The sequence below is a fragment of the Sedimentitalea xiamensis genome, assembly GCF_030164465.1.
GTDB classification, from domain to species: domain Bacteria; phylum Pseudomonadota; class Alphaproteobacteria; order Rhodobacterales; family Rhodobacteraceae; genus Sedimentitalea; species Sedimentitalea xiamensis.
Map to the genome: position 1 here is coordinate 20238 of NZ_JASNJE010000028.1, position 24134 is coordinate 44371.

Consider the following 24134-nt stretch of genomic DNA (forward strand, 5'->3'; position numbering starts at 1 on the left):
CGCCCGGCCAAACGTTGCTTACTTGACTGTGACCGATGTCAGATCCTGAAACCAGTTCTGAGCCTGGACGAATCCCTGGACATTGGGTGCCATTGCACGCGGTCCCACGTCATGCGCAACGAAGAGAAACAGCGCATTGTCGACGTAATGCTTGTGAAGCTGCTGAATCGCTTCCAACTGCTTTGCGGCGTCGAACTCCGAGCGGATCTGGTCGATCAACCCGTCGGCTTCGGCACTTTCATAATGCCCCCAGTTGGTTCCCTTGGGCGCAACCAGCCGGCTGTCGATATGCCGCATCAGCGCCGTGAACGGATCCTGGCTGAAATAGGAGCTGTTCGTCGAATGGGCGCCATTGGTCGTTGCGTCCGTAGCACCCGCACGCCAGTTTGCCAGAAGGGCGTTCCAGTCGCGCACATCGAATTCAACGTTGATTCCGATGGCAGCAAGATTTTGCTGGATCAGTTCGTTCATCAGCATAGGTTGCATCTGACCGGAACCGCCGGGCGAGATAATCGCCTTCACATTCAACGGATTATCAGAAGAGTAACCGGCTTCCGCCATGAACGCGCGCGCCGCGTCGGGGTCGTATTTCACCTCGAATTCCGGGGTGCCGAACCAATCGCTCGTGGGTGGAACCATGCCTTCGGCGGGCAGCATCAGGCCATCCAGCAAGACCTTGATGCCTTCGCGGTCGATGGCGAGGTTCGCGGCCTTGCGCACACGAATGTCCGCCCAGGGCGAGCCTTCGAGCATCGAGAAATGCCACGGCCAGACATGCGGATAGACGTTGGACGAGATGTTGAAACCGGCGGCACGCAGGCTGGCGATTGCATCGGCGGGGGGCGACTCGATCCAGTCGACCTGGCCCGACCGAAGCGCGGCAACGCGGGCCGAGGCATCGGGAACCGGCAGGATCACCAGCTTGTCGACCTCGGGCATGCGATCGGCGTTCCAGTAGGCGTCGCTGCGCACCATCACCGCGGACTCTCTCGGTGTGTAGCTGTCCACCTTGAAGGGCCCGGTGCCCGCGGGCGCCTTGAGGAATTCATCCCAGCTGCCTGCCGCGTCATATGCGGCGGGCGACGACATCACGATCCAGGCGATCTGATACGGGAAAAGCGCATCCGGAATCGTCGTCACGATTTCCACGGTGCTGTCATCGACCGCACGGTAGCTTTCGATGGTCGGAACCCGGCCTCGCCCCTGGGCCGATTGCCGTTCGTCGTATTGTGCGGCTTCCGGATTCAGGATCTTGTCGAGATTCCAGATCACCGCATTCGCATCAAAAACGGAGCCGTCGTGAAAGGTCACCCCGTCGCGCAGCTTGAATGTCCATTTCCTGCGGTCGTCCGGGTCGGTCGACCATTCTGTCGCCAGGCCGGGAGCCAGCGTAACCGGCTTTTCCGCGGTCGACAGATCATAGGCAACCAGCGCCTCGAAGACCTGGTACCCCAGGAACCGCATACCTTCCGCGCCCTGGTCCGTCTGCCCGTTTGGCAAGGGAACATCCGATGCCGTCATGGCAATCCGCAACGTGCCTTCAGCATGGGCCGCAATACCCAGGCCCAGCGACAAGATCGTGATCGCCGCCGGTTTTGCGAGGGGCCTGCACAGAACGGCGACCTTGCTCACCAGTGCTTGTTTCATTTCTTCCTCCTGCTGGATGGTCGTTTTTGCGAATCAACCGTGAGTGGCTTTTGACTCGCGGTTATGAAAACACATTTTCTAAAAATTGCGCAATGGTAATTTCATTTTCAAGCCCGGATGCCCGCCGCCGGACTGCCGGAATCGGCCGCCCCAATCCGGTTCGCCCGCCACGAACCCCGACCCGCTCGCCGGGCGATGCTCCGGCGCGACGGCAGCGACCGCTCGCACGGATAGCGCCGCAGACTATTGAAAAATCGGGATCAATTTTCCAGTTCGCCGAGTACGCGGTGCAGAGCCTCGATCTTCGCCAGGCGGCGTCGGCCTTCCTCGCCCGACAATTCGACGACCCGCGTGACCAGGACATGGATCAGCGCCATCACCGAAGCGTGGTTGTAAATCGGCCCAGGGGCAAAAGTGCTGCAACGGAAATGCCAGGTCACATCCGTCCTTCTGTCGACCGCATCATCAGAGACATAGGCAAGGCTCGCGCCGCACTTGCCCACTTGTTCGATAATCGTCTGCGTGTCGGCGACACGGCGTGGCAGAGCGAAATACACAACCACGTCACCCATTTGAAGCGCGGACAGCGGTTCGGCCAGTGTAAGACCCGGTGACGGCAGATCGACGGCATGCCTGATGATCTGTCCCACCTGGAACCTGGCATAGGTCGCAAGCCCCCTGTTGGCGCGAAAGCCTATGAATGCCACTTGCCCGGCAGAAAGAATCGCTCTCGCCAGGTCGTCAATCTCGCTGACCGCGATGAGCTTTCCGGTCTCGCCGATGTTGTGGATCGCCTGTTCGAAATGAATCCCCACCTGGTCCCCGGACTGGTCGGCATGCGACGAAATCTGGAAAAGCGCGGCACCCGATTGCCTTTCCGCCCGCACGTGACGGCGGGCCTCGTCGAAGCTCGCGTAGCCAAGTTTCCGGATCGTTCTCGTAACCGTCGCGTTGGAAACCTTGGCGAGCTGTCCCAGTTCGGACGCCTGGTAACTGGCCAGATCGCCGGGAAAGTTGAGCAGAAACTCCGCCAACCGCCGTTCGGCGGGCCGCAGCGATGCAAGCGCGTCGCGCAACCGCTCAACAAATGAATCCAGGTCCTTATTCTCCATGCACGCATTGACCGGCAATCGGGACACGGATGTCAAGCCGAAGCCGCTTTCACCAGAGAGCGTAGACGTCCGGGGATGCGGATTGCGGATCGTTTGGACCGGATGATCGGGGCGCCATCTGACTGGGCTGGCGGCTTCTCCCGCGGCATTCTCGGTTCGGGGGGTGCGCCGGAATGGCTGGCGCAGAGCCTCGGGAATGGGGGATTACCGGGGCTTTCGCGGTTCGCGAATGGCCCAGGCGACAAGGTGGCGCTTACTACCTATATTCATGGCCGGCTTTTCCAACGGAAACCTCTCGATGGACCATGTGAAACAGCCGCCACAACGCGCCCGGAGGTAAAGACCTTCCAAAGTGGTTCCAGGCTCAGTCGTTCGGATCTTCCGAAGCGTCTCCGCTTCTTCTCGTATGATCCGCGTGCATGGATTGAATCGAGTCGAGCACGAAGGCGCCAGTTCGAACGACATGATCGTGCATGATCCGTGAAGCAGACGGAATGTTGCGATCCATGATTGCTGAAATCAGTTCTTCATGGGCGGCCATCGCCTCGTCCAGCTTCACCTGTGAAAACCTGGGCGCAAAATACCTTCCCCGCTGGGAGCGGTTCATGAGATTCGTGTGGATTGCCTGAAGCACTTCATTTCCCGCGAAGCTGACGATCTGGTTGTGAAATGCGATATCGTTCAGGAAGCATCCTTCGCGGTCCTGCGCATGATAACAGACCATCATCCTGTCATGCGTGGCCTGGACGAGCTTATATTCCTCGTCGCTCATGCGAGCCATCGCCAGTTCCAGCGCCAGCTGTTCCAAGGGCGCAAGAACCTGGAAAATTTCGTTGAGTGTTTCGGTCTTGATTTCGGCCACCGAGGCGCCCCTGTGCGGCCTGATCTCGATCAGGCTTTCCGCCTCGAGGATCTTTATCGCTTCACGCAACGGTGTGCGGGAGATTCCCATGAGCTTGCACAGCTCGATCTCGTTAAGTCTCATGCCCGAAGCAATTTTCCCGCGCACGATCTGATCGCGCAGGGCATCAGCCACCTGCGTGTGCAGGGCGGCACGGGGTATCGTCACGCTTGAGGTCATCGTTTTCCCTCCTCCTTCTTCTTCGTCTTCCCATCAAGACGGTATGTTGCACCGTGATCATCAATTGTTTTCATAAAGACCTTCACGATATTAGTGATAAAAGAATGGAATCTAATTTGTATTATGCATGCAATCACAACCAACTCAAGAACACAGGGATACAAACCATGAAGACTCTCACGATCGCCGCGACATTTTGTGTGGTGGCCGCATCGGCTGCCGTGGCCGACACGCCGGCCCGTGTGCTGACCCAGATACTGCCCACCGCAAAGCAGTATCCGAACGAGGCCGCGGCCATCGCCACGCTGAATGAAAACGGGTTCAAGGTTCAGTATAACAGCTATGAGGGCCTTGGATTGAGCACGGCCGACGGGCTCCGTCTCGTTTCGGACAATGCATTCAACATCACCTCGGTCCAGATCGGCACCGCGGCGCGCGACGATGCCTTCTTCGAAGGGCTCGACCTGATCGGCGTCTCACCGGATATGGAGAGCCTTCGAACCGCCGTGGACGCCTATCGCGATGTGTTCGACGCGCGGTTGCGTGAACGCTTCGGTGCCACCGTGCTCGCGCTTTGGCCCTTCGGTCCGCAGATCTTCTACTGCAACGCGGAAATCGGGACGATCGAGGATCTCGCAGGACTGAAAATCCGCAGCTTCACGCCCTCGATGTCGGCATTGCTTGAATCCTTCGGCGCCACACCCGTCACCCTGAACTTCGGCGAGGTTTACCCCGCGCTTCAGCGTGGGGTCACGGATTGCGGCGTGACATCGCCGACATCGGGGAATTCGGGCGCCTGGCCCGAAGTCACGACCCATCAGTTGCCGCTGTCGGTTTCCGGGTCGGTGCAGGGCATCTTCGCCAATCTCGGCTGGTGGGAAAGCCTGACCGAGGAAGAACGGACGACAATTTCCGACGCTTATGCGAAGCTTGAGGATCAGCAGTGGGTCCTGGCGAGCGAGATCAACGACGACGCCGTTGCATGCAATACCGGCCAGGAAAGCTGCGCGGAAGGCACGCCGTTCGACATGACTCTTGTGGAGATTTCGGACGATGACCGCACCGCCGTCAGCGATGCAGCTACTACCGTGGTGCTGCCCGACTGGATCAGCCGCTGCGAAGCAACCTATCCCGGCTGCACGAAGATCTGGAACGATACCGTAGGTGCGGCGCGCGGCTTCACGGCTTCCGCCCCCTGACAGGTTCGGAAACATAAACAGCAAGGAAAGGCCCTGCCCCGTGTCCAGTCACCACAGCGGTCCGATGCGACCCGAAGAACGTATCATGAGATGGCTCGCGCTCGGTGCAGGGTATGTCCTGCTTGTGCAGGCCATCGCCACCTCGATCGAGATCGTTGCCAGAAAGGTTTTCAACCATTCCTTCCAGGGTATTGATGAGCTGGGCGGCTATGCCCTGGCGATCTCGGGGGCGGTCGGGTTCGGATATGCGACGCTGACCTGTGCGCATACCCGGATCGACCTTCTGTTGTCGAAACTGCCCCTGGCGGGGCGGGCGGTATTGCATATGCTTGCGGCCGCTGTCCTCATGATCGTGGCGGGGGGCATGTTCTGGTATGGGCTGCGATCCCTGCGTCAGTCGATCAGTTTCGGCTCGATCTCGACCACGCCGCTACAGACACCGCTCTGGATCCCTCAGGGGCTCTGGATCGTCGGCCTGAGCCTTTTCCTGCTTCTGACGATCGTGATCTTCGCCCGGTGCCTGGCAATGTTCGCCCGCCGCGATTTCGCAGGTGTCGAGGCGCAGATGAAAGCCAAGAGCCAGGAGCAGCAGGAACTGGAGGCCGCCGGATTCGGGGGCATGACGCAAGGTGTGAAACAATGATCAGTATCGGAATTATCGTGATCGGCTTCCTGTGTGTGCTCGGGCTGCTTCTGCTCGGCCTGCATGTCGGAACGGTCATGGCGCTCACGGCCCTCGCGGGGGTGCTTTACGGCTTCGGGCCGGCGTTGCTCAACTCCATGGGCAACCTGATGTGGGGGCAGATGAACAGCTTCGTTCTGACCGCAATCCCGCTTTACATCCTCATGGGGGAGATTCTCGTCAATTCGCGGATAGCAGAACGGATGTATCGTGCGCTGACCGACTGGGTGCAGTGGCTGCCGGGGCGCCTGCTGCACTCCAACATCGCGTCTTCCACCATGTTCTCCGCCATTTCGGGAAGCTCCGTCGCAACGGCGGCAACCATCAGCACAGTGGCATTTCCCACGTTCCGCGCACACGGTTATAGCGAACGGTGGGTGGCGGGATCGATCGCCAGCGGCGCGACGCTGGGCATTCTCATTCCGCCGTCAATCAACCTGATCATCTATGGCGCGATCACGGATACCTCTATCGGCGCGCTGTTCATCGCGGGCATCATTCCGGGCCTTCTGCTTGCCAGCTTCTTCGTGATCGTCATTGCCGTGGCGGCGACGATCTGGCCGTCCATCGCCGGCGACGGAAGCGGGTCCGAACCCGATCTGTCCGGTCGCTGGAAGCGGTTGATCGACCTGATCGGGCCGGTCGTCATCTTCGCCCTGATCATCGGCAGCATCTATGGCGGCTGGGCGACCCCGACAGAGGCCGCGGCCGTCGGCGTCGTGGCATCGCTGATGTTGGCCGCCTATTACCGCAAGCTGACCTTTGCGATGCTCAATGACAGCCTCCTGACCACGATACGGATCACCGCGATCATTCTGTTCGTGCTGATGGGCGCCTATTTCCTGAACTTCGCGATGGGTGTGCTTGGCATTCCCGATCAGGTTGCAAGCGTCATTTCCTCGATGGACGTGTCGCCCACCGTGTTCGTCCTGTGCCTGGTGCTTCTCTATCTCGTCCTCGGGTGCTTCCTCGATGCGCTGGCGATGATGATCACGACGATCCCGGTTCTGTTTCCCGTCGTGGTCGCGGTCGGCTTCGATCCGGTCTGGTTCGGCGTCTTCATCGTCATCATGTGCGAACTGGCATTGCTGACCCCGCCGGTCGGGATGAACCTCTATATCGTGCAGGGCGTCAGGAACCGAGGACAGATCACCGATGTGATCATGGGCGTGCTTCCGTTTTTCATCAGCATCCTGTCCCTGGTTGCGCTGATCACGGTCTTTCCTCAGATCGTGACATGGCTGCCCGAGACGCTGAAGTGACAATGACCCCCGGTCGCAGCCGTGACCGGGGGACGCCGCAATGACGATTTCCCCAAACGGAGGGAACCCGGTGACAGACGAAGATCATATGATGCGTGCAATCGCCCTGGCCCTGCGCGCGGCCGATGCGGGAAACGATCCATTCGGCGCGGTTCTGGTCCGGGATGGCCGGATGATCGCCGAGGGCATGAACGAGGTCCATATCCTGCATGACGTGACCGCGCATGCCGAAATTCAGGCCCTGCGCGCGGCCGGTCGCAGGCTGGAGTCGACCACGCATCCGCACAGCACGATGTTCGCCAGCGGCAAACCCTGCGCGATGTGCATGGCCGCGATGATCCAGGCGGGCATATCGCGTATCGTCTATGCCGCCGATGACGGCATATGCGCGCCCTATGGATACTCTACCCGGACCCTGTACGACAGGATGAAAGGCGAATTCGGAGATCAGGGCATCATTGTGGATCATCTGCCGGTTGCGGCCCAGCGGGATCCCTTCGAACCGCGGAAGATACGCGGGCAGAAATGATCCTGTCCCGCCCTGTCGCATGGGCCATTCGTGAACCGCGAGAGCCCTTTCCCGCGGATTCTGCGCCACACGTTCGAAGACCGCGCGACCGGGGCCTCTTGATTTCGGCCCGGATCCGATGATGATCTTGTAGCACCCGATCCCGGTTTCGATCAGGGTCCGGGTGCTGCACCCGGCGTCGGATTGCCAGGCCATCCGCCCATCTTTGACGATGCGATCTATCGGAGCGTCTCGCTGCCCCCGGGACCCGAAGCGGCGGTCTTGGGTGGCGGGATGATGACCGCTACATCTGGTCCGGATCGCTCGATCACGCCGGTGAAACCCTCTCGGCCATCGCAAGCCCCGTCCACCAGGACGCGGGCCGGACGAGTTTCGACGGTTCGGTCATGGCCGATGATTTCGGCGGCGGCCTGCGGTCGGGGCCTTCGGCGGAACGACCACGGTGATACCTTTCGCCTGCCAGCGGAAGGGTCGGTCGCCGCGGGCGGTTCCTTCCATGCGACGTGCCGGATCCGGCTTTGTATGCTCGCGGGCCGCCGGGGGGCGCATCTCATTCGGCAGCGGCGAACCACCCTGCGGTCGGTCGCCGGATTCATCAAGTCACAAAATGTAATATTTACTAATATAATCAGTATGATATAATTAATTTGATTTTTTATTAGACTCGGCCTAGCCTGCATCTATCACACCTTAATGATTCTGGAGACCCCGATCATGCGCAAACCTGGCCGTCACTTTCTGCAGATCCCCGGACCGAGCACCGTTCCGGACCGAGTCCTGCGCGCCATCGACTTTCAGACGATGGATCACCGGAGCCCGGAATTCGGCGAGCTCGGATTGCGGACCCTCGAAGGAATGAAGACCATCTTCGGCACCACCGGCGACGTCATCATCTATCCGGCCTCCGGAACCGGAGCCTGGGAGGCCGCCCTGGTGAACACGTTGTCGCCCGGCGACCGGGTCCTGATGTGCGAAACCGGGCAGTTCGCCTGGCTGTGGCAGCGACTCGCGAAGCGGCTCGGTCTCGAACCGGAGATTATCGAGACGGATTGGCGGCAGGCTGCGGATGTCGCCGGCATCGAGGCACGTCTGCGCGCCGACACCGCCCACGAGATCAAGGCCGTCTGCGTGGTTCACAACGAAACCTCGACCGGCTGCACGTCGGACATCGCGGCCGTGCGTGCGGCGATCACCGCCGCCGGGCACCCGGCCCTGCTCATGGTCGATACGATTTCGTCCCTTGGATCGGTTGAATACCGGCACGACGACTGGGGCGTCGACGTCACGGTCGGAGGGTCCCAGAAGGGGCTGATGCTGCCCCCGGGCCTGTCGTTCAACGCGGTCAGCGAGAAGGCCAAGGCGGCATCCGAAGAGGCCCGCCTGCCGAAATCGTTCTGGGACTGGGGCGAGATGATTGCCGCGAACAAGACCGGCTATTTTCCCTATACGCCGGCGACCAACATGCTCTACGGCCTCGTGGAAGCGCTCGACATGTTGCACGAGGAAGGCCTGGAAGCCGTCTATGCGCGCCACAAGCGTCACGGCGCGGCAACGCGGCTGGCGGTCGAGACATGGGGGCTGGAGGTCCTGTGCCGCGTCCCCGAGCATGTCTCACCCGTTCTGACGGCCGTGATGGTGCCGGAAGGTCACTCGGCCGACGGCCTGCGCCGGATCATCCATACCGAGCTGAACATGTCGCTGGGCAACGGTCTGGGGCGGCTTCAGGACCGTGTTTTCCGGATCGGCCACCTTGGGGATTTCAACGACCTCACGCTGCTCGGCGCGTTGTCGGGAATTGAAATCGGTCTGTCCCGTGCCGGGATTCCGCACAACAGGGGTGGGGTGCAGGCCGCGATCGATTACCTCACGGCCAGACCGGACGAACAGCTGGTGCACCGCGCCGCCTAGGAACGGTCCTGTCTCACCGCAGACCTTGGCCGGGCCTTGTGCCCGGCCTTTTCCTTACTCCGCGGCTGTCGTCTCCGCTTCCTTTTTCCAGAGGCCCACGAGCCGGCAGGTCTCGTTGCCGGCCCGCTCCAGATGCTCGCGCCAGACGTCATGGGCCGCAGCCGCGTCGCGCAGGCGAAGCGCGGCCATCAGTCGCTCGTGATCCTGCATCGACTTCCCGCGATGCCCCTCGGACGCAACGGAAAGGAACCGGGCGCGTTCGACATGAAAGGCGAGGCCGGTCCTGATGCGTGCGAGTTCCGGGTTCTTGGCGGCCTCGACGACAAGATCGTGTATCTGTCGGTTCAGGTCGAAATAGTCCGGAAGGTCGCCGGCCTCGTGCCGGTCGCGCATGCGGGCATGCAGTTCTTCGAGCGTTTGCATTTCCCGCTCGGTGATCCGGCTCGCCGCGAGCTCGGCGGCAAGCGCCTCGATCCGCGAGTTCACCTCGAAAAGGCTGCGCGTACCTTCGACCGATATCTCGGAGACCCGCGCGCCGCGGTTCGTCATCAATTCGACGAGCCCGTCCTTGTCGAGGATCTTGAGGGCTTCCCGCAATGGCGTCAGCGACACGTCGAGGTCTTCGGCAAGTTCGGAGACCCGGATCTTCTCCCCCGGCGGCAATTCGCCGGACACGATCATGTGCCTGATTTCATCGGCCACCTGTTCGTGAAGCGGCACCCTGCTGATGGCGACCTTGCCCCGACGGTCGACGCGCCGCCGCGGATGATCCGTCCTTCGTGTTTTCATCGCGAAATCCTCTCTGCGCCTGTCCCCGCCCGGTGATTGGGCTTGTCGCGCCACGGTCAGGATATATAATTAACTTATTCTTATCTTACTGAAAGAAAAACCTGAAATGGAAATTTCATCGGCGACTGACAGCGTATCCATTCTGACTCCGGCCCTGCTGGAGGCCCGGCGCACCGGTCATCCGGTCGCAAGCGAGATTGTCCGCCAGATCGATCTGACGGTGGAGGAAGCCTACAGGATACAGTCGGAAGTTGCACGCGCCACGGGTCCGGTCGGCGGTTTCAAGGTCGCGAACAAGCCGGATGCCCCGCGGATCATGGCGCCGATCTTCAGCAAGGACATAATGACCGCGCCGGCAGTGATCGACGTGCCGCGGGACGAGGAAATCGGCATCGAACTGGAGGTCGGCTTCCGGATCGATCGCCCCCTCCCGGACCGAACGTCGCCGAACCGCCGGGACGCGATAGCCGAATGCCTGTCCGCGGTTGCGGTCATCGAGATCGTCCGCACCCGGCTGCCGATGGACGCGACACCTGTCCTGAAGCTCGCCGACAACCAGATCAATGGCGGCCTGGTTGTCGGAGCACCGGTCGCCGACTGGACCGCTCTGTCGTTGGGATCCGTATCGGCGAGCCTCGACCTCGGCGACGACCGGATCCTGGACGGGACGGCGGCGGTGCCGGGCGGAGACGCCTTTGAGAATTTCCTGGTTCTGGAAGACATGCTGGGTGAGCACTGCGGCGGGCTTCAGCCGGGTCAGATCGTCATCACCGGCTCACTGAACGGTCTGCCCTACCTGCGCGCCGGGATCGACATCCGGGGCCGGATCGACGGGCTCGGCGCGGTATCACTTCGCCTGAACGGCGTCGCCTGAGCGCAGCGCCAGGTCAGGCCATCGCCAGCTTTCGGCCCCCGCCGAAAGAGCGCCCGCCACATCCATCAGAAGATTCTCGGCGCCAAGGTCGCCGATCAGCTGGCACCCGATGGGCAGCCCGGCACCGTCGAACCCGGCCGGAACCGCGAGGGCCGGATGCCCCGAGGCATTGACCCACCCGGTATAGATCGCGTGTCCGCGCGGACCCACGGTCTGGCCGTCGATCTCTTCCGGATGGCTCTGACCCGCAGGCCAGGGTTGTGCGGCGGCCGTCGGCATCAGGATGACGTCCCAATCCGCGAACAGGCAGGATGTCGCGGCGCGCAGCCGCTGCACCGCGCCGATGGCGCCAAAGAGCGCTGACGCGGGAATCCCGGCACCTGTGTCGGCCATGCCAAGATAGAGCGCCCCGGCATTGCGGTGCATTGCAGGAACGGTGTCGCGCAGATGGGCCAGTCCGATCTGTCCGAACGCGCCCCAGAAAGCGTCGATTTCGCTCAGATCGATGGGAAGATCGGCCTCCTCGACAAGGTGTCCGGCCTCGGCGAGACGCCGCGCGAGGCGCCGCGTCGCCGACAGGATGGCGGGATCGCAGGGATGCGAACCGAGCCGTGGGACGGAGAGGATCCGAAGCGGCGCATCCGGGCGCGCGGACAACGGCAGGGACCGGGAGGCGGGGTCGCGCCGATCCGGGCCGGCCAGCGCGCCGTAGAGAAGCCGGAGATCGCGGATATTGCGGGCAAAGGGCCCGATCACCTCGAAATCCATCAGCACCTGCGGCAGGCCGCCGGAGCGCGCGATCCGGCCGATGGTCGGCTTCAGCCCATAGAGGCCGGTATGCCCGGCGGGCCGCCGGGTCGAACCGCCGCCATCGGTTCCGATGCCGAGCGTCGCCAGACCCGCAGCCACCGCCGAGACGGTTCCGCCGGAGGAGCCGCCCGGCGTGAGCGCGGGGTCCCACGGGTTTCGCGTCACGCCGAACCGGGCGTTGGCGGTATATCCCTCGACGGCGAATTCGGGCGTGTTGGTTTTTCCGACGAGGATCGCGCCCGCGGCGCGCAGCCTTGCCACCGGCAGTTCGTCCTCTTTGGAAATGCCGGTGAAGGTGGAACCGCCCCAGGCGGTCGGCAGGCCGGCGACATGCAGGTTGTCCTTCACCGCGACCGGCACCCCGTCAAGCGGCGACAGGGGCGCGTTGTCGCGGTAGCGCCCGAAGGACGCCTCGGCCTGCGCCTGAAGGTCGGGCGCAAGCGCGACATAGGCGTTGAGCACGGGGTTGAGCCTGTCGATGCGGCCGGCCAGTTCGGAAACGACCTCGATCGGATCGGTTTCGCCGGTGCGATAGGCAGCCGAAAGTTCGGCCGCCCCGCGCTGCCAGAGATCGTTCGCCATGGCGTCAGCCTCCGCTCATGGTTTCGGGGAGCCAGGTCACGATCTCGGGCACGAAGATCAGGAGGATCGTGAACAGCACCATGATCAGCGCATAGGGGATCGCGCCCATGACCACGTCGCGGAACGGGCCGCCATCGGTGCGCACACCCTGCACCACGTAGAGGTTCATCCCGACCGGCGGCGTGATCATGCCCAGTTCGCACATCAGCACGATGAAGATGCCGAACCAGATCGGATCGATGCCGACGGCCGTGACGATGGGCAGCGCCACCGGGATGGTCAGAACCTGCATCGACAGCACGTCCATGAACATGCCGAGGAACAGATAGAACACGATGAGCACCATCAGAAGCATCGCGGGCGACAGCCCGAACGAGGCCACCCATTCGGTCATCGTCTGGGCGATCCCGCCCAGCGCGAGCGTCACGTTCAGCATGAAGGCGGCGGTGATGATCAGCAGGATCATGCCCGTCGTCTTCGCGGTCTGCCGGAAGCAGTTGTCAAAGAAGTCGAGGCTGAGCTTGCCTTCCCGAGCGGCGAATGCCAGGGCCGTGATCACGCCGAGCGCCGCCGATTCCGTCGGCGTCGCGATGCCGAAATAGATCGATCCCATGACGACCGCGAAGATGATCGCCGGCGGCACCATGTGTTTCAGTCCGGCGATCTTTTCGGACAGCGGGATCTTGAGTTCCTCGCCGGTTTCTTCCGAGACCGGAATGACGAAGGATTCTGCGGCGATATAGACCATGAAGAGAAGGGTCAGCAGCAGGCCCGGAATGATCCCCGCGATGAAGAGCTGGCCGATCGACTCGTTGGCGAGCGAGCCGTAGATCAGCAGGTTGACGGAGGGCGGGATCAGGATGCCGAGGGTGCCGCCGGCCGCCAGTGAACCGAGGGCCTGACGGGCTCCGTAGCCGCGGGCCTTGAGGTTGGGAAGCGCGACCGTGCCGACCGTGGCGGCCGTCGCGACCGAGGAGCCGGACGTCGCGGCGAAGAGCGAGCAGCAGCCGATATTGGTGTGCAGCAGCCCGCCCGGAAGCCGATTGAGCCAGAGGGCGAGGGCGCCATACATCCGGTCGGCGATTCCGCTTCTGAGAAGCAATTCGCCGAGCAGGATGAAAAGCGGAATTGCGGTCAGGATGTTCTCGTTCTGCACGCCCCAGATGACAGGACCCATCGAGTTCAGCAGCGGCCAGCCGAACAGCATCACGCCGCCGACCACGCCCAGAATCACCATGATGACGGCAATCGGGAAGCTCATGAGGAGAAGCCCCATCATCCCGAAGAAACCTATGAAAACCGATCCAACACCCATGACTTCCTCCCTTGATCCGGAGCGTCCGGCGCCCCGTTTTTGCAGTTGGCCGAAGCGCCGCCTATCGGCGCTTCAGATCGCTCATTTCTTCTTCGAGTTCCTCGATGGCGCCCTTTGGATGGAATTCGGCGCTGACCTGGTCGAGACGGCCATTGATGACATGCACCGTGGCGCGGATCGCGAGGTAGATTGCCGTGAGCGCGAACAGGCAAAGCGCGCCGTACCAGGCGGCCTGTGGCCAGATCAGCGGCGTGGCCCAAGGGGTCGGCGCTGTGGACCCGTACGCCATCGTATCGACGATCACGATCCGCCCGACATAGAGGATGAACAGCCCGAGAACCGCGACGGAAACGATCGACAACCAGTCCATGATGGCCTGATATCGCTTCGGAAACCGGCTGTGCAGGATATCGATCCGGATATGTGCGCGATCCACCAGCGCGACGACGAAAGCCAGACTCGACCCGACGGCGAGCACGTAGCCACCGAGTTCATCGGCGCCTTCGAAGGAGAAGTTGAAGAGCTTCCGCACCACCGTTTCGACCGAGACGAAGAGCGACAGAGCCACGAGGGCGATACCGAACAACCGGGCAGCGAATGCGGCGAACGTTTCCAAGGAAAACCCTCCGAGGCGGTGGCGGATGATGGCGGGCATCGACGAGGCCCCGAGGGCCTCGTCGTCGATCCGGCTGGTCATTGGCTCATCACGGCGCCGATCGCCGCTTTCCAATCTTCCGAGCAGGTCGGGTTCTGCTTGTCGCAAACCTCGGCCCAGGTCGGGAAGGAGATTTCATTGACGGCATTCCCGATGATTGCCTTGTCGGCATCCGTGACCGGAACCAGAGTCAGATCGTATTTCTTGACCGTCTCGCAGGGATCCGCACCGACGTTGCACCGAACCGCGTCATCGAACAGCTCTTCGGAATAGGTCCAGATTTCTTCGACGAGCTGATCGAACCCGGCTTCCAGCTTGGCCTGATCTTCCGGCGTCAGCTTGTTCCAGGCATCAAGGTTCATTCCATAGCCGTTGAGCGCGAGCTGAAAGGCCACCGGCAGCATGTAGTTGGTGACTTCCGGCCAGCCGGCCGAGTTTGCCGAACTCGGCCCGGTGATCGCGCAGTCGACCACGCCGCGCGCCAGCGACTGGTGCACATCGGGGAAGCCGATCGGAACCGGCGTGCCACCGACGGAGGAAACGAAATTGGCGAGGTTCTGGTCGTAGACGCGGACCTTCTTGCCTTTGAGATCGGCCAGCTGACCGATTTCGGGTTCACAGAAAAGGACCTGGGGACCGAACGGCCAGACGCCGAGAAGCTTGGTGTTGAACTTCGCCTGCAGCTGCGCGTCCACCTTGTCTGCGAAGGCCGCGATGGTCTTGCGCCCGGTGTCGTAGTCGGGGTTCAGCCCGACGAGGTCTAGACCGAGGATCGTCGGATCGTCGCGCGAGATCTGGCTCATCCGGAGCGAGACGATGTCGAACAGGCCGGCCTTCAGGATCCGCAGCTGTTCGGTGTCCTTGATACCGGTCACATCGAGCGGCTTGTAATCCACCGACGCATTGATCCCGGTGCGTTCGGCGAAATTCTCGAAGAATGGCTGTTCGACGTTCTTCTGAATCAGGCCGGTCGCCACGGGCTGTCCGAGCGCCTTGAATTCGAGGCCCTCGGCGCTTGCCATGGATGTCGCGGCGATCAGCGCCGATGCCGCGAGTGTGGTCAGGGTTTTCATTATTTCCTCCAGGTTGGGTTTGTATGTCGAGATACTTGCGTCAGGCCGAGGCCGTCGCTTGGCGGTGCATGGCGTCCTCGGGGAGGGTGCAATCGAAGATCCGACCCCATTCGGACAGGGGCGCGGTATCGAAACCGACGCGCCGAAGGGCGTGCCAGAGCGTGACCGAGATACTGTCGAGCACCGGGATTCCGGTTTCTCGTTCGACGACCGGTGCGACGCGCGGGCCATCGAAATTCGTGCAGAAGACGGCGATGGCCTCCGGCGCCCTCTCGGCGACATCCCGGATCAGCTTGCCGATGGTGGTCTCGTCGTACTGCGCGAAAGTGAAATTGCCGGGGTCCTCGAGATGGCGCTCCTGCACGCAGTCGAAGCCGAGGCCCGCGAAATTCGCGACAATCGCGCTCTGCACCTCCTCAAGATAGGGAGTCGCCAGCCCGTATCGCGTAATGCCCAGGGCGCGGAAGGCATCGAGTGTCGCCAGCGTCGAGGTGGTCGCCGGAACCCCGGTCCGGTCGGTGATCGCCCGGCACAAGGCGTGGTCGTTCTCCGCACCCAGCCAGCCACCCGAGGTGCCGCCCCAGGCGATGACATCGCATTTGGCATCCGCAAGCAGTTCGGCCGCTGCGAGCTGCGGTTCGAAGGTGAACTGCCCGAGGGCTTCGTCGCTCATTGCGATCCGGACGACCCGGAAGCGGCCGAAATGAGCCGTCACTTCGGGAAGCCCTGCAAGCAGTTCGGCGACACGAGGTTCCATGATCGTATTCGATGAGGGAGTGAGCAAGCCGATGCGGATCCGGGTTTGCATGGAGATTCTCCTGAACTGTGCTGCACGGATCGTGTGCCCGATGGCAGTGAATCACAAATAAAAAATTAAAAAGATTACATCATTTTGTTTTTGATGGCTTTTATATTATCTATATTGCCTGATTTTTTGGCGCCGCGCGAACGAATCACCAGCGGCAGAGCGGACACAGGATCCGGTCGCGGCCGACGAGCGGCCTGGCGATTTGGCCCAACAGGCCCGAACCTGCATATATGGACGCCTCGAAGAACGTATCACGACCGAACCGGCCATTGGCCGGAAAGTTCGAAGGCCGGAGGCTGTTTCCGGCTTTGCTGGGGGAATGACGAGTTGGAACGGTCTTCTGTCGAAGCTTGGAGCCTGTCCTAAGATGACATCGGATCGGTTGAAGGAGTCAATCGTTCTGGCCGGATCTGACCCGCGAGGGCTTCATCGCGGCCATGGAAACGCTCGACCATGACGATCCGATCTCCGGCAATCATGTCGATTTCCCGGCCGCCGTCCTGCGGCCCGGACCTCGATCCCATCGAAATGGCACTCTCGAAGCTCAAGGCTCACCTGCGCCGGACCGGCGCACGCACCTTTTCTGACTCTGTAACCGACGATATCAGAACTTGCGGATGTGATAGCGCTTCATCTTGCGGTAGAGCGTGGGGCGCGAAATCCCGAGAACCTGGGCCACCTTGGTCAGGTTGCCGTCCTCGGCAATGATGGCACGACGGATCGCGCTGGCCTCGATGCTTTCCAGGTCGCCAGAATTTCCTCCGAGGATATGTTCCAGCGCGTCCGCATCCTCATTGTCAAATTCTTCGAGGATTTCCGGTGGCAAGTCGCGCTCGGTCACGAAGCTGTCGGTCTTGATCAGGCAGAAGCGTTGGACGACGTTGCGCAATTCGCGGACATTGCCCGGCCATTGATAGCGCAAGAGCGATTCGATCGCCTTGTCTGAAAATGTCATTGGCGGGCGGCCGGACTCCTCGGCGTAGTGTTGCGAGAAATGTTCCAGCAACTCGACGATATCGTTGCCCCGGTCCCGCAAAGGCGGCACTTCAATGGTCATCACCCCAATACGATAGAACAGGTCGCGCCGAAAATGGCCCTTCTCGATCTCTTGCCGCAGGTCGCGATTGGTCATCGCGACGAGGCGCACATCAACGGAGCGGCGCACGTTTTCACCCATGCGATAGATCGCCCGCTGTTCCAGCGCCCGCAAGAGGTATGGCTGCAATTCGATGGGCATGTCCCCGATCTCGTCCAGGCAGAGGACTCCGTGGTTGGCCTGCTCGAACTTGCCTGCGCGACCGCCGCGCACCGCACCGGTAAAGGCGCCCTCGGAATAGCCGAAAAGCTCCGCCCCGATCAGATCGCCGGAAATGGCAGCGCAGTTGACGGGCACATAGGGTGCCTTGTCGTTTGGCAGGCGGCTGTGGATCAGGCGGGCAAAGAGCTCCTTGCCGACACCGGTTTCGCCGTGGATCAACACCGATACATTGGCCTGCGCCGCGCGTTCCGCCAGGCCGATGGCATCGACCATCTTGGGCGAAGATCCCACGATCTGGCTCTGCCCTTCGGCCACATTGGCGCGTGGCTTGATCTTGCAGGTTTCGCCGGCCTTGCGCTGCAACGTGCTCTTGTCCCTCAGGAACAGCGCGGCGCCGCGATCCACCCCTTCCAGCTTCAGTCGTTCAACGCCCTTGGCCTCGACACTGAGAGGAAGCAGCTTGGGAATGTCCTGATCGGACAATCCTTCCAGCTTGGGCAAGAGCTTGTGCCCAACGGTCAGTTCCTTGGCCCTGCGCAGCAGATCGTCGGCCAGACCGCGGCGAAACAGTACGCGGCCCGTCTGATCCACCAGCACGACACCGTCGTGGGCGCGGCCGTAATCCGACATCAGGAAGGCTTCGAGAAGTTGCGTGCGCTCCACCTGTTTCTGCTCGGCCAGCGCAATCTCGATCTCGCGCGCGGCGGCCATCACAAGCGCGACATTGTGCTGGCGGAAGATCTGCGGTGGCCCCGACAGATCGACCACCCCGATCACCGCCTGGGTAAAGGGATCAAGGATCGGGGCGCCAGCGCAGGTCCAGGCCTGAACACCTTCGACAAAATGCTCCGACGCGTGGACATAAGCCGGCCTTCCGGTCTTGAGCGCGGTGCCTATGCCATTGGTGCCAATTGCCTTTTCGCTCCAGTCTCCGCCAAGTTCGAGATGGATTTCCTGCCCCTCGTCCAGCACACGGCGATCGCCTATGGCATCGATGATCACACCCTGATCGTCGGCCAGGATCAGGATGGTCTTGGCTTCCTTCAGGTGCGGTTCGAGACGCTTGAACGCGGCCGAGGCGGCGCGGCGCAGGGCGGCGTTCCGCTCGCGGCGCAGGAAGAACTCGTTCTCATCGTAGACCTTGTTGGCGGATTGCCTGCTCGCATCGACGCCCGAATCCATGCTGCGTCGCCAGGAGTCGAAGATTTCTTCCCGAACCTTGGCCGGCCCCTTGTCAACGTCCTTCGGCGAGGAAACGAAGCGTTCCCACGCGTCCCGGGTGTCGTCATCCGAATAGCTGGAGTTATCAGGCAACCTAAGCCCCTCTTGCGTTTCGCATTCAATGACGGGCCGGAGCCCGGCCCTGTTTCGTATCCTTCCAATCGTTACGGGAAAAGAGCGCGACGCATGGGTTAGTCGTCGTGTGGCAAAAGCAGGGCTTCCAGCGTCGCGGCCAACTGGCTTTCGGTGAAATCGCCGGTGATCTCGGCCCCGTCCAGATGACCGATAACCGTCTGCATGTCATCGTCAACCGGCGATATGAAGCCGTTGTCGCCGGTCGCCAACGCAAATCGTTTCGACAGGAAGTTGCCGCGGATCTCGCCCAGCATCTGCAACTGGCGCCCGCTCGATTTGTCGACCAGCACGACCCGATTGTTCAGACTGACCTTCACATAGGGTTCCGGCACATCGTTGGTGACCCGCGCCTTCATGTCGTGCATGATCAGCCCGTCCGGCCTGGGCGCTTCCCTGCGCCGTGCCTGATCGGCCTGCATCTTGCTGAACCCGCCATTGCTGATCTGATCCGCAAGTTTCCGGATCGTCCCGGCGTTTTCGGACAAGAGACGCCTAGCCTTGACGTCTTCGAGACGCGGTCCTTCGCGCTTCGAAAATATATCCACCACCTGTTCTCCTCCCGTTTGAATATTTAGCAGAAAGGCGCGCCGGGTACCAAACCAATTCGGTAAATATGCGCCAAAAGTTCATGTTTTTTTGGATATCCCGTCCGAAAGCGGGGACAGACTTCATCTGTCCCGCGCCTGAGATGAAATGCGGGGTTCGTCTTGCCGTCATGGGGGCCGGATGTCCGGCCCCCCGGTGCCATGTCGCGCGTCCCGAACAGGGGTGTCGCCTGGCTCTTCGCCTTTTGCCGTCAGTTCAGATCGAATCGGTCGGCATTCATCACCTTGGTCCAGGCCGCTACAAAGTCGCTGACGAAGAGCGCTTCGTTACCCCGGCTGGCATAGACCTCGGACAGCGCCCGAAGCTGCGAGTTGGATCCGAACACGAGGTCGACCCGCGAGGCCGTCCATTTTTTCGCCCCGCCGGTACGGTCACGGCCTTCGAACAGTCGCTCGGTGCCGTCGACCGGCTGCCATTCGATGTCCATGTCGAGGATATTGACGAAGAAATCGGTTCCGAGCTTGCCCGGAGCCTGGGTCAACACCCCGGTGTCGGCGCCTTCATGTGTGGCCCCGATGCTCCGCAGGCCACCGACCAAAACCGTCATCTCGGGCGCGGAAAGGCCCAGAAGCTGGGCCTTGTCGACCAGGAGCGCCTCGGCGGGCACCGAATAGGCCCCCTTCTCGTAATTCCGAAATCCGTCGGCGACGGGTTCCATCGGGTCGAACGACCCGGCGTCGGTCTGGGCTTCGCTCGCATCGGTACGACCCGGCGTGAAAGGCACGGCGACGTCATGGCCGCCATCCTTTGCGGCCTGCTCGACGGCGGCACTGCCCCCCAACACGATCACATCGGCCAGCGAGACCTTCTTGCCGCCCGTGGCACCGCCGTTGAAGCCATTGGTGATCTCGGTCAGAACATCCAGAATACGGGACAAGCGCCGTGGATCGTTTGCTTTCCAGTCCTTTTGCGGAGCGAGGCGGATACGCGCACCATTGGCGCCACCACGTTTGTCCGATCCGCGGAAGCTGGAGGCCGAGGCCCAGGCGATCCAGACCAGATCGGCGACCGACAGGCCCGAGCCAAGGATCTCAACCTTAAGCGCAGCGATATCTTCATCGTCGATCAACCGATGATCGACCGTAGGGATCGGATCTTGCCAGATCAGGTCCTCGGCGGGCACTTCCTTGCCGAGGTAGCGCGCCTTCGGCCCCATATCGCGGTGGGTCAGCTTGAACCAGGCGCGGGCGAACGCCTCGACGAAATCCTCTGGATTCTCGTGGAACCGCCTGGAGATCGGGCCATAGATCGGATCCATTCGCATCGCCATGTCGGCGGTGGTCATCATCAAGGGCACGGTATCGGCCGACCCGTCCACCTGTGGCGCGTGGTCCTTTTGAGACAGCCCTTTGGCATGCCAGATCTGGGCGCCTGCAGGACTTTTCGTCAGTTCCCAGTCATAGCCGAAGAGCACGTCGAAATAACCCGTGTCCCACTGCGTTGGGTTCGCCGTCCACGGCCCCTCGATGCCGGAGGTCGTGGTGTCCACGCCCTTTCCCGACTTGTGCGCATTCTTCCAGCCAAAGCCCATGTCCTGCAACGGGCAGGCCTCGGGTTCGGCCCCCACAAGCGCCGGGTCTCCTGCCCCATGTCCTTTGCCGAAGGTATGGCCACCCGCGACCAGCGCGACGGTTTCCTCGTCGTTCATCGCCATCCGGCCGAATGTTTCGCGAATGTCGCGGCCCGAAGCGACGGGATCGGGGTTGCCGTCCGGACCTTCGGGGTTAACGTAGATAAGCCCCATCTGCACGGCGGCCAGCGGGTTTTCCAGGTCCCGCACACCGGAATAGCGGCTGCCCGCACTGTCAGAGGTGGCCAGCCATTCGGCCTCTCCGCCCCAATATATGTCCTCTTCCGGAGCCCAAACGTCCTCGCGCCCGCCGGCGAAGCCGAAGGTTTTGCCGCCCATGCTTTCGATGGCGACATTGCCCGCCAGGATCATCAGGTCGGCCCAGGACAGCGCGTTGCCGTATTTTTCCTTGATCGGCCAGAGCAGGCGGCGGGCCTTGTCGAGGTTGCCGTTGTCCGGCCAGGAGTTCAGCGGCGCGAACCGTTGCGTCCCGGTCGAGGCACCGCCGCGTCCGTCCGCGGTACGGTAGGTGCCCGCGCTGTGCCAGGCCATACGGATGAAGAACGGACCGTAATGGCCATAATCCGCAGGCCACCAGTCCTTGCTGTCGGTCATCAGCGCGGTCAGGTCGGCCTTGACCTCATCCAGGTTCAGCGCCTTGAAGGCTTCGGCATAGTCGAAGCCTTCGGGCATCGGGTTCGACGCCGGCTGATGCTGGTGCAGCACCGCCAGATTCAACTGGTTCGGCCACCAGTCGCGGTTGCTACGCCCCGCCTTGTTGGTCGTGCCGTGCATGACGGGGCAACCCCCCGCATGCGGCATGTCGTTTCCGTCCATTCTTCGTCTCCCTCGTTCGGAAAATTCGTAGTTTGTTGGGCAGGGCCCGGCATCAGATGTTCTGACGACCGAGTTCCGCCGCGATAAATTCCGCCTGCCGGATCGCCAGTGCCACGATGGTCAGTGTCGGGTTTTCCGCCGCGCCGGTGGTGAACTGGCTGCCATCCGAGACAAACAGGTTTGCGATGTCGTGGCTTTGGCCATGGGCATTCACGACCCCGTCGCGCGGATCGGACGACATCCGGTTGGTGCCGAGGTTGTGCGTCGACGGGTAAGGGGGAGTCGGGAACACCCGCGTCGCGCCCACCGCCTCGTAGACCGCGATGCCCTGCCTGTAGGCATGGTCGCGCATGGCGATATCGTTGGGGTGATCGCTGAAATGCACATTGGCGACCGGCAAACCGTGCTGGTCCGTGACGTCGGAGTTCAGGGTGATGCGGTTCGTTTCCTGCGGCATGTCCTCGCCCACGATCCACATGCCCGCCATGTTCTCGTAATGATCAAGCGCGGTCGTGAATTCCCGCCCCCATGCGCCGGGGTCGAGGAAAGCCGCCATGAAAGGCAGGCCCAGTGCCAGCGTCTCCAGCTCGTAGCCGCCGACGAATCCGCGCGAGGGGTCGTTGATCGCCTCGTCCTGGATGATCCCCGCCATGGTCGTTCCACGCCACATGCGTACCGGCTGATCAAAGACCGCGTAGACCGAGCCGGTCACATGCCGCATGTAGTTGCGACCGACCTGGCCCGAAGAGTTGGCCAGCCCGTCCGGGAACATGGAGGAAGCGGAGTTCAGAAGCAGCCGCGGGCTTTCGATGGAATTGCCCGCGACACAGACGACTCGTGCCTTTTGTTCCTGCTGGTTGCCCTCTGCATCGACATAGACAACTCCGGTAACCTTGCCCTGCTGGTTATGCTCGATGCGCATCACGTGGCAACGCTCGCGCACTTCCAGATTGCCGGTCGCCTCACCGTTTGGAATGTCGGTATAGGCGGTGGACCACTTGGCGCCCCACTTGCAGCCCTGGAAACAGAAGCCGGTCTGTTGACAGGCAGGACGCCCGTCGTAATCGGCCGAGTTGATCGCCATACGGCCGGTATGAACCTCTTCATAGCCAAGCGCCCGCGCGCCCTTTTCGAAGACCTTGAAGTTGTTGTTGCCCGGTAGCCCAGCCCGGCCGCCCGTGCGCGTCACGCCCAGCTTGTTCTCGGCGCGGGTGTAGTAGTCGTCCATCTCGCGCGGGTCGATCGGCCAGTCGAGCAGGTTCGCCCCCGCGGTGTCGCCATAGGTGGTACGCGCCTTCCACTCGTGGTCCTGAAAGCGCAACGAGGCTCCGGCCCAGTGGGTCGTCGTCCCACCCACGGCCTTGACGATCCAGGCGGGCAGGCCGGAGAAATCCTTCGACACCCGCCAGTCGCCGCTGGTGGTGCGCGGATCAGTCCAGGCAAGCTGGCCAAAGCTATCCCATTCGTCGTTGATGTAATCTTCGGGCAGATACCGCCCGCCGGCTTCCAGTGCGACGACGCTCACGCCCTTCTGGGCCAGTTCGTTGGCAAGGACGCCGCCCCCGGCGCCGGTTCCGATCACGACGACGACGCTGTCGTCACTCAATTCAAACGGTGCAGTCATTGCTCAAACCCCTCAAAGCCAGTTGATGTCGTCGAAACCGCGATCGATGTAGCCGCCTTCGGAGAAGCTCTCGCCCTCGTATCCAAAAATCGGCCAGACCGCCTTCTGATTGTAGAGACCGGTCACAAGTCCGCCCCGGATCTGCTGGAAGAACGCGCTGTCCTCGAGGCTCCGCAACAGATCGACACGGTCGCGTTCCCAGCCGATGTCAAGGTAACGGCCATAGCCCAGGTTCTTGGCCGCGGCGTTCAAGGCGGCCACGCCGTCCTCGATGCCGGGCGCTGCCTCGGCGCTGTCATGGCCCTTGACCGCCGTGGCATAGAATTGGTCGCCGACCTGGTCGTGCGGATAAATGTCTCGCGCCATCTGGATCAGCGTTGCCATGGTCTCTGGCTTCAGGTGCTCGACTTCCAGCGCCCAATTGGCCTGCGCCTGGCCAGCGACGAAACCGGAACCGATGGCGAAACCGGCGCCGATCAGGGCGCTTTGCGACAGAAGCTGGCGGCGGGTCATGCCTTGCTTGCGTAGTGACATTGGGGTTCTCCTTGAACTGCGGA

20 protein-coding genes and 1 pseudogene are annotated in these 24134 nt (G+C 62.0%); 7 read left to right on the plus strand and 14 right to left on the minus strand.

The genetic code is table 11. The features are described 5' to 3' along the window. Positions 1–18: 18 nt before the first annotated feature. The 3 genes from QO034_RS17985 to QO034_RS17995 form a co-directional block, all read right to left on the minus strand. The gene (locus QO034_RS17985; protein WP_284486917.1) at positions 19–1647 is read right to left on the minus strand and encodes an ABC transporter substrate-binding protein; all 1629 of its coding nucleotides are present in this window, start codon (positions 1645–1647) and stop codon (positions 19–21) included. 260 nt (positions 1648–1907) lie between these two features. Beyond that, complete coding sequence (locus tag QO034_RS17990) at positions 1908–2777, minus strand: MurR/RpiR family transcriptional regulator (RefSeq protein WP_284486918.1); 870 nt, start codon at positions 2775–2777, stop codon at positions 1908–1910. A gap of 346 nt (positions 2778–3123) precedes the next feature. Then, positions 3124–3840: a GntR family transcriptional regulator gene (locus QO034_RS17995; protein WP_284486919.1), complete on the minus strand. Its 717-nt coding sequence runs from the start codon at positions 3838–3840 to the stop codon at positions 3124–3126. Between the two features lie 167 nt (positions 3841–4007). Here QO034_RS17995 and QO034_RS18000 point away from each other — a divergent pair, with 167 nt between their 5' ends. The 5 genes from QO034_RS18000 to QO034_RS18020 all read left to right on the plus strand — a co-directional run bounded on the left by QO034_RS18000 (position 4008) and on the right by QO034_RS18020 (position 9420). Continuing rightward, positions 4008–5039, plus strand: coding sequence for a TRAP transporter substrate-binding protein (locus tag QO034_RS18000; RefSeq protein ID WP_284486920.1), 1032 nt, complete (start codon positions 4008–4010; stop codon positions 5037–5039). Between the two features lie 85 nt (positions 5040–5124). Beyond that, on the plus strand, positions 5125–5682 hold the full coding sequence (locus tag QO034_RS18005; RefSeq protein ID WP_284486921.1) for a TRAP transporter small permease subunit: 558 nt from the start codon (positions 5125–5127) through the stop codon (positions 5680–5682). Then, positions 5679–6983, plus strand: coding sequence for a TRAP transporter large permease (locus QO034_RS18010; RefSeq protein WP_284486922.1), 1305 nt, complete (start codon positions 5679–5681; stop codon positions 6981–6983). The genes QO034_RS18005 and QO034_RS18010 overlap by 4 nt, the downstream gene beginning before the upstream one ends. A gap of 70 nt (positions 6984–7053) precedes the next feature. After that, on the plus strand, positions 7054–7512 hold the full coding sequence (locus QO034_RS18015; protein WP_284486923.1) for a nucleoside deaminase: 459 nt from the start codon (positions 7054–7056) through the stop codon (positions 7510–7512). A gap of 714 nt (positions 7513–8226) precedes the next feature. Further along, complete coding sequence (locus QO034_RS18020) at positions 8227–9420, plus strand: pyridoxal-phosphate-dependent aminotransferase family protein (RefSeq protein WP_284486924.1); 1194 nt, start codon at positions 8227–8229, stop codon at positions 9418–9420. A 54-nt stretch (positions 9421–9474) separates the two neighbouring features. On the opposite strand, the gene QO034_RS18025 is transcribed toward QO034_RS18020, so the two are convergent. Beyond that, complete coding sequence (locus QO034_RS18025) at positions 9475–10209, minus strand: GntR family transcriptional regulator (protein WP_284486925.1); 735 nt, start codon at positions 10207–10209, stop codon at positions 9475–9477. A gap of 106 nt (positions 10210–10315) precedes the next feature. Between QO034_RS18025 and QO034_RS18030 the strand changes: the two genes are divergently transcribed. Next, positions 10316–11083 carry a 2-keto-4-pentenoate hydratase gene (locus tag QO034_RS18030; RefSeq protein WP_284486926.1) on the plus strand — a complete coding sequence of 256 codons (768 nt, stop codon included), beginning with the start codon at positions 10316–10318 and terminating at the stop codon, positions 11081–11083. Here QO034_RS18030 and QO034_RS18035 read toward each other — a convergent pair. The 5 genes from QO034_RS18035 to QO034_RS18055 form a co-directional block, all read right to left on the minus strand. Further along, positions 11057–12475 carry an amidase gene (locus QO034_RS18035; protein ID WP_284486927.1) on the minus strand — a complete coding sequence of 473 codons (1419 nt, stop codon included), beginning with the start codon at positions 12473–12475 and terminating at the stop codon, positions 11057–11059. The genes QO034_RS18030 and QO034_RS18035 overlap by 27 nt on opposite strands. Positions 12476–12479: 4 nt before the next feature. Continuing rightward, a complete protein-coding gene (locus tag QO034_RS18040) occupies positions 12480–13790 on the minus strand; it encodes a TRAP transporter large permease (RefSeq protein ID WP_284486928.1) in 1311 nt (436 codons plus the stop codon). A gap of 61 nt (positions 13791–13851) precedes the next feature. Then, positions 13852–14487: a TRAP transporter small permease subunit gene (locus tag QO034_RS18045; protein ID WP_284486929.1), complete on the minus strand. Its 636-nt coding sequence runs from the start codon at positions 14485–14487 to the stop codon at positions 13852–13854. Further along, positions 14484–15518, minus strand: coding sequence for a TRAP transporter substrate-binding protein (locus QO034_RS18050; RefSeq protein WP_284486930.1), 1035 nt, complete (start codon positions 15516–15518; stop codon positions 14484–14486). The genes QO034_RS18045 and QO034_RS18050 overlap by 4 nt, the downstream gene beginning before the upstream one ends. A 40-nt stretch (positions 15519–15558) precedes the next feature. Next, complete coding sequence (locus tag QO034_RS18055; protein WP_284486931.1) at positions 15559–16326, minus strand: maleate cis-trans isomerase family protein; 768 nt, start codon at positions 16324–16326, stop codon at positions 15559–15561. 495 nt (positions 16327–16821) lie between these two features. Here QO034_RS18055 and QO034_RS23385 point away from each other — a divergent pair. Then, positions 16822–17034 (plus strand): annotated as a pseudogene (locus QO034_RS23385) (hypothetical protein); the annotation flags it as partial. Here the strand turns inward: QO034_RS23385 and QO034_RS18065 are convergent. From QO034_RS18065 to QO034_RS18085, 5 genes are all read right to left on the minus strand, one after another. Next, positions 16931–18898, minus strand: coding sequence for a sigma-54-dependent Fis family transcriptional regulator (locus QO034_RS18065; RefSeq protein ID WP_284486932.1), 1968 nt, complete (start codon positions 18896–18898; stop codon positions 16931–16933). The pseudogene QO034_RS23385 and the gene QO034_RS18065 sit on opposite strands and share 104 nt — an antisense overlap. A gap of 98 nt (positions 18899–18996) precedes the next feature. Continuing rightward, positions 18997–19485 carry a hypothetical protein gene (locus QO034_RS18070; RefSeq protein ID WP_284486933.1) on the minus strand — a complete coding sequence of 163 codons (489 nt, stop codon included), beginning with the start codon at positions 19483–19485 and terminating at the stop codon, positions 18997–18999. A 251-nt stretch (positions 19486–19736) separates the two neighbouring features. Then, positions 19737–21953 (minus strand): catalase/peroxidase HPI, encoded by a 2217-nt coding sequence (katG, locus tag QO034_RS18075; protein WP_284486934.1) that lies wholly within the window; start codon positions 21951–21953, stop codon positions 19737–19739. Between the two features lie 52 nt (positions 21954–22005). Beyond that, positions 22006–23577, minus strand: a complete 1572-nt coding sequence (locus tag QO034_RS18080) for a GMC family oxidoreductase (RefSeq protein ID WP_284486935.1) — start codon at positions 23575–23577, stop codon at positions 22006–22008. Positions 23578–23589: 12 nt separating this feature from the next. Further along, positions 23590–24111 (minus strand): twin-arginine translocation signal domain-containing protein, encoded by a 522-nt coding sequence (locus QO034_RS18085; RefSeq protein ID WP_284486936.1) that lies wholly within the window; start codon positions 24109–24111, stop codon positions 23590–23592. Positions 24112–24134 lie beyond the last annotated feature (23 nt).

Coding starts and splice junctions, on each gene's coding strand:
- QO034_RS17985 (WP_284486917.1), bottom strand. CDS start 1,647: ATGAAACAAGCACTGGTGAGCAAGGTCGCCGTTCTGTGCAGGCCCCTC.
- QO034_RS17995 (WP_284486919.1), bottom strand. CDS start 3,840: ATGACCTCAAGCGTGACGATACCCCGTGCCGCCCTGCACACGCAGGTG.
- QO034_RS18000 (WP_284486920.1), top strand. CDS start 4,008: ATGAAGACTCTCACGATCGCCGCGACATTTTGTGTGGTGGCCGCATCG.
- QO034_RS18005 (WP_284486921.1), top strand. CDS start 5,125: ATGAGATGGCTCGCGCTCGGTGCAGGGTATGTCCTGCTTGTGCAGGCC.
- QO034_RS18010 (WP_284486922.1), top strand. CDS start 5,679: ATGATCAGTATCGGAATTATCGTGATCGGCTTCCTGTGTGTGCTCGGG.
- QO034_RS18020 (WP_284486924.1), top strand. CDS start 8,227: ATGCGCAAACCTGGCCGTCACTTTCTGCAGATCCCCGGACCGAGCACC.
- QO034_RS18025 (WP_284486925.1), bottom strand. CDS start 10,209: ATGAAAACACGAAGGACGGATCATCCGCGGCGGCGCGTCGACCGTCGG.
- QO034_RS18030 (WP_284486926.1), top strand. CDS start 10,316: ATGGAAATTTCATCGGCGACTGACAGCGTATCCATTCTGACTCCGGCC.
- QO034_RS18035 (WP_284486927.1), bottom strand. CDS start 12,475: ATGGCGAACGATCTCTGGCAGCGCGGGGCGGCCGAACTTTCGGCTGCC.
- QO034_RS18040 (WP_284486928.1), bottom strand. CDS start 13,790: ATGGGTGTTGGATCGGTTTTCATAGGTTTCTTCGGGATGATGGGGCTT.
- QO034_RS18045 (WP_284486929.1), bottom strand. CDS start 14,487: ATGACCAGCCGGATCGACGACGAGGCCCTCGGGGCCTCGTCGATGCCC.
- QO034_RS18050 (WP_284486930.1), bottom strand. CDS start 15,518: ATGAAAACCCTGACCACACTCGCGGCATCGGCGCTGATCGCCGCGACA.
- QO034_RS18055 (WP_284486931.1), bottom strand. CDS start 16,326: ATGCAAACCCGGATCCGCATCGGCTTGCTCACTCCCTCATCGAATACG.
- katG (WP_284486934.1), bottom strand. CDS start 21,953: ATGGACGGAAACGACATGCCGCATGCGGGGGGTTGCCCCGTCATGCAC.
- QO034_RS18080 (WP_284486935.1), bottom strand. CDS start 23,577: ATGACTGCACCGTTTGAATTGAGTGACGACAGCGTCGTCGTCGTGATC.
- QO034_RS18085 (WP_284486936.1), bottom strand. CDS start 24,111: ATGTCACTACGCAAGCAAGGCATGACCCGCCGCCAGCTTCTGTCGCAA.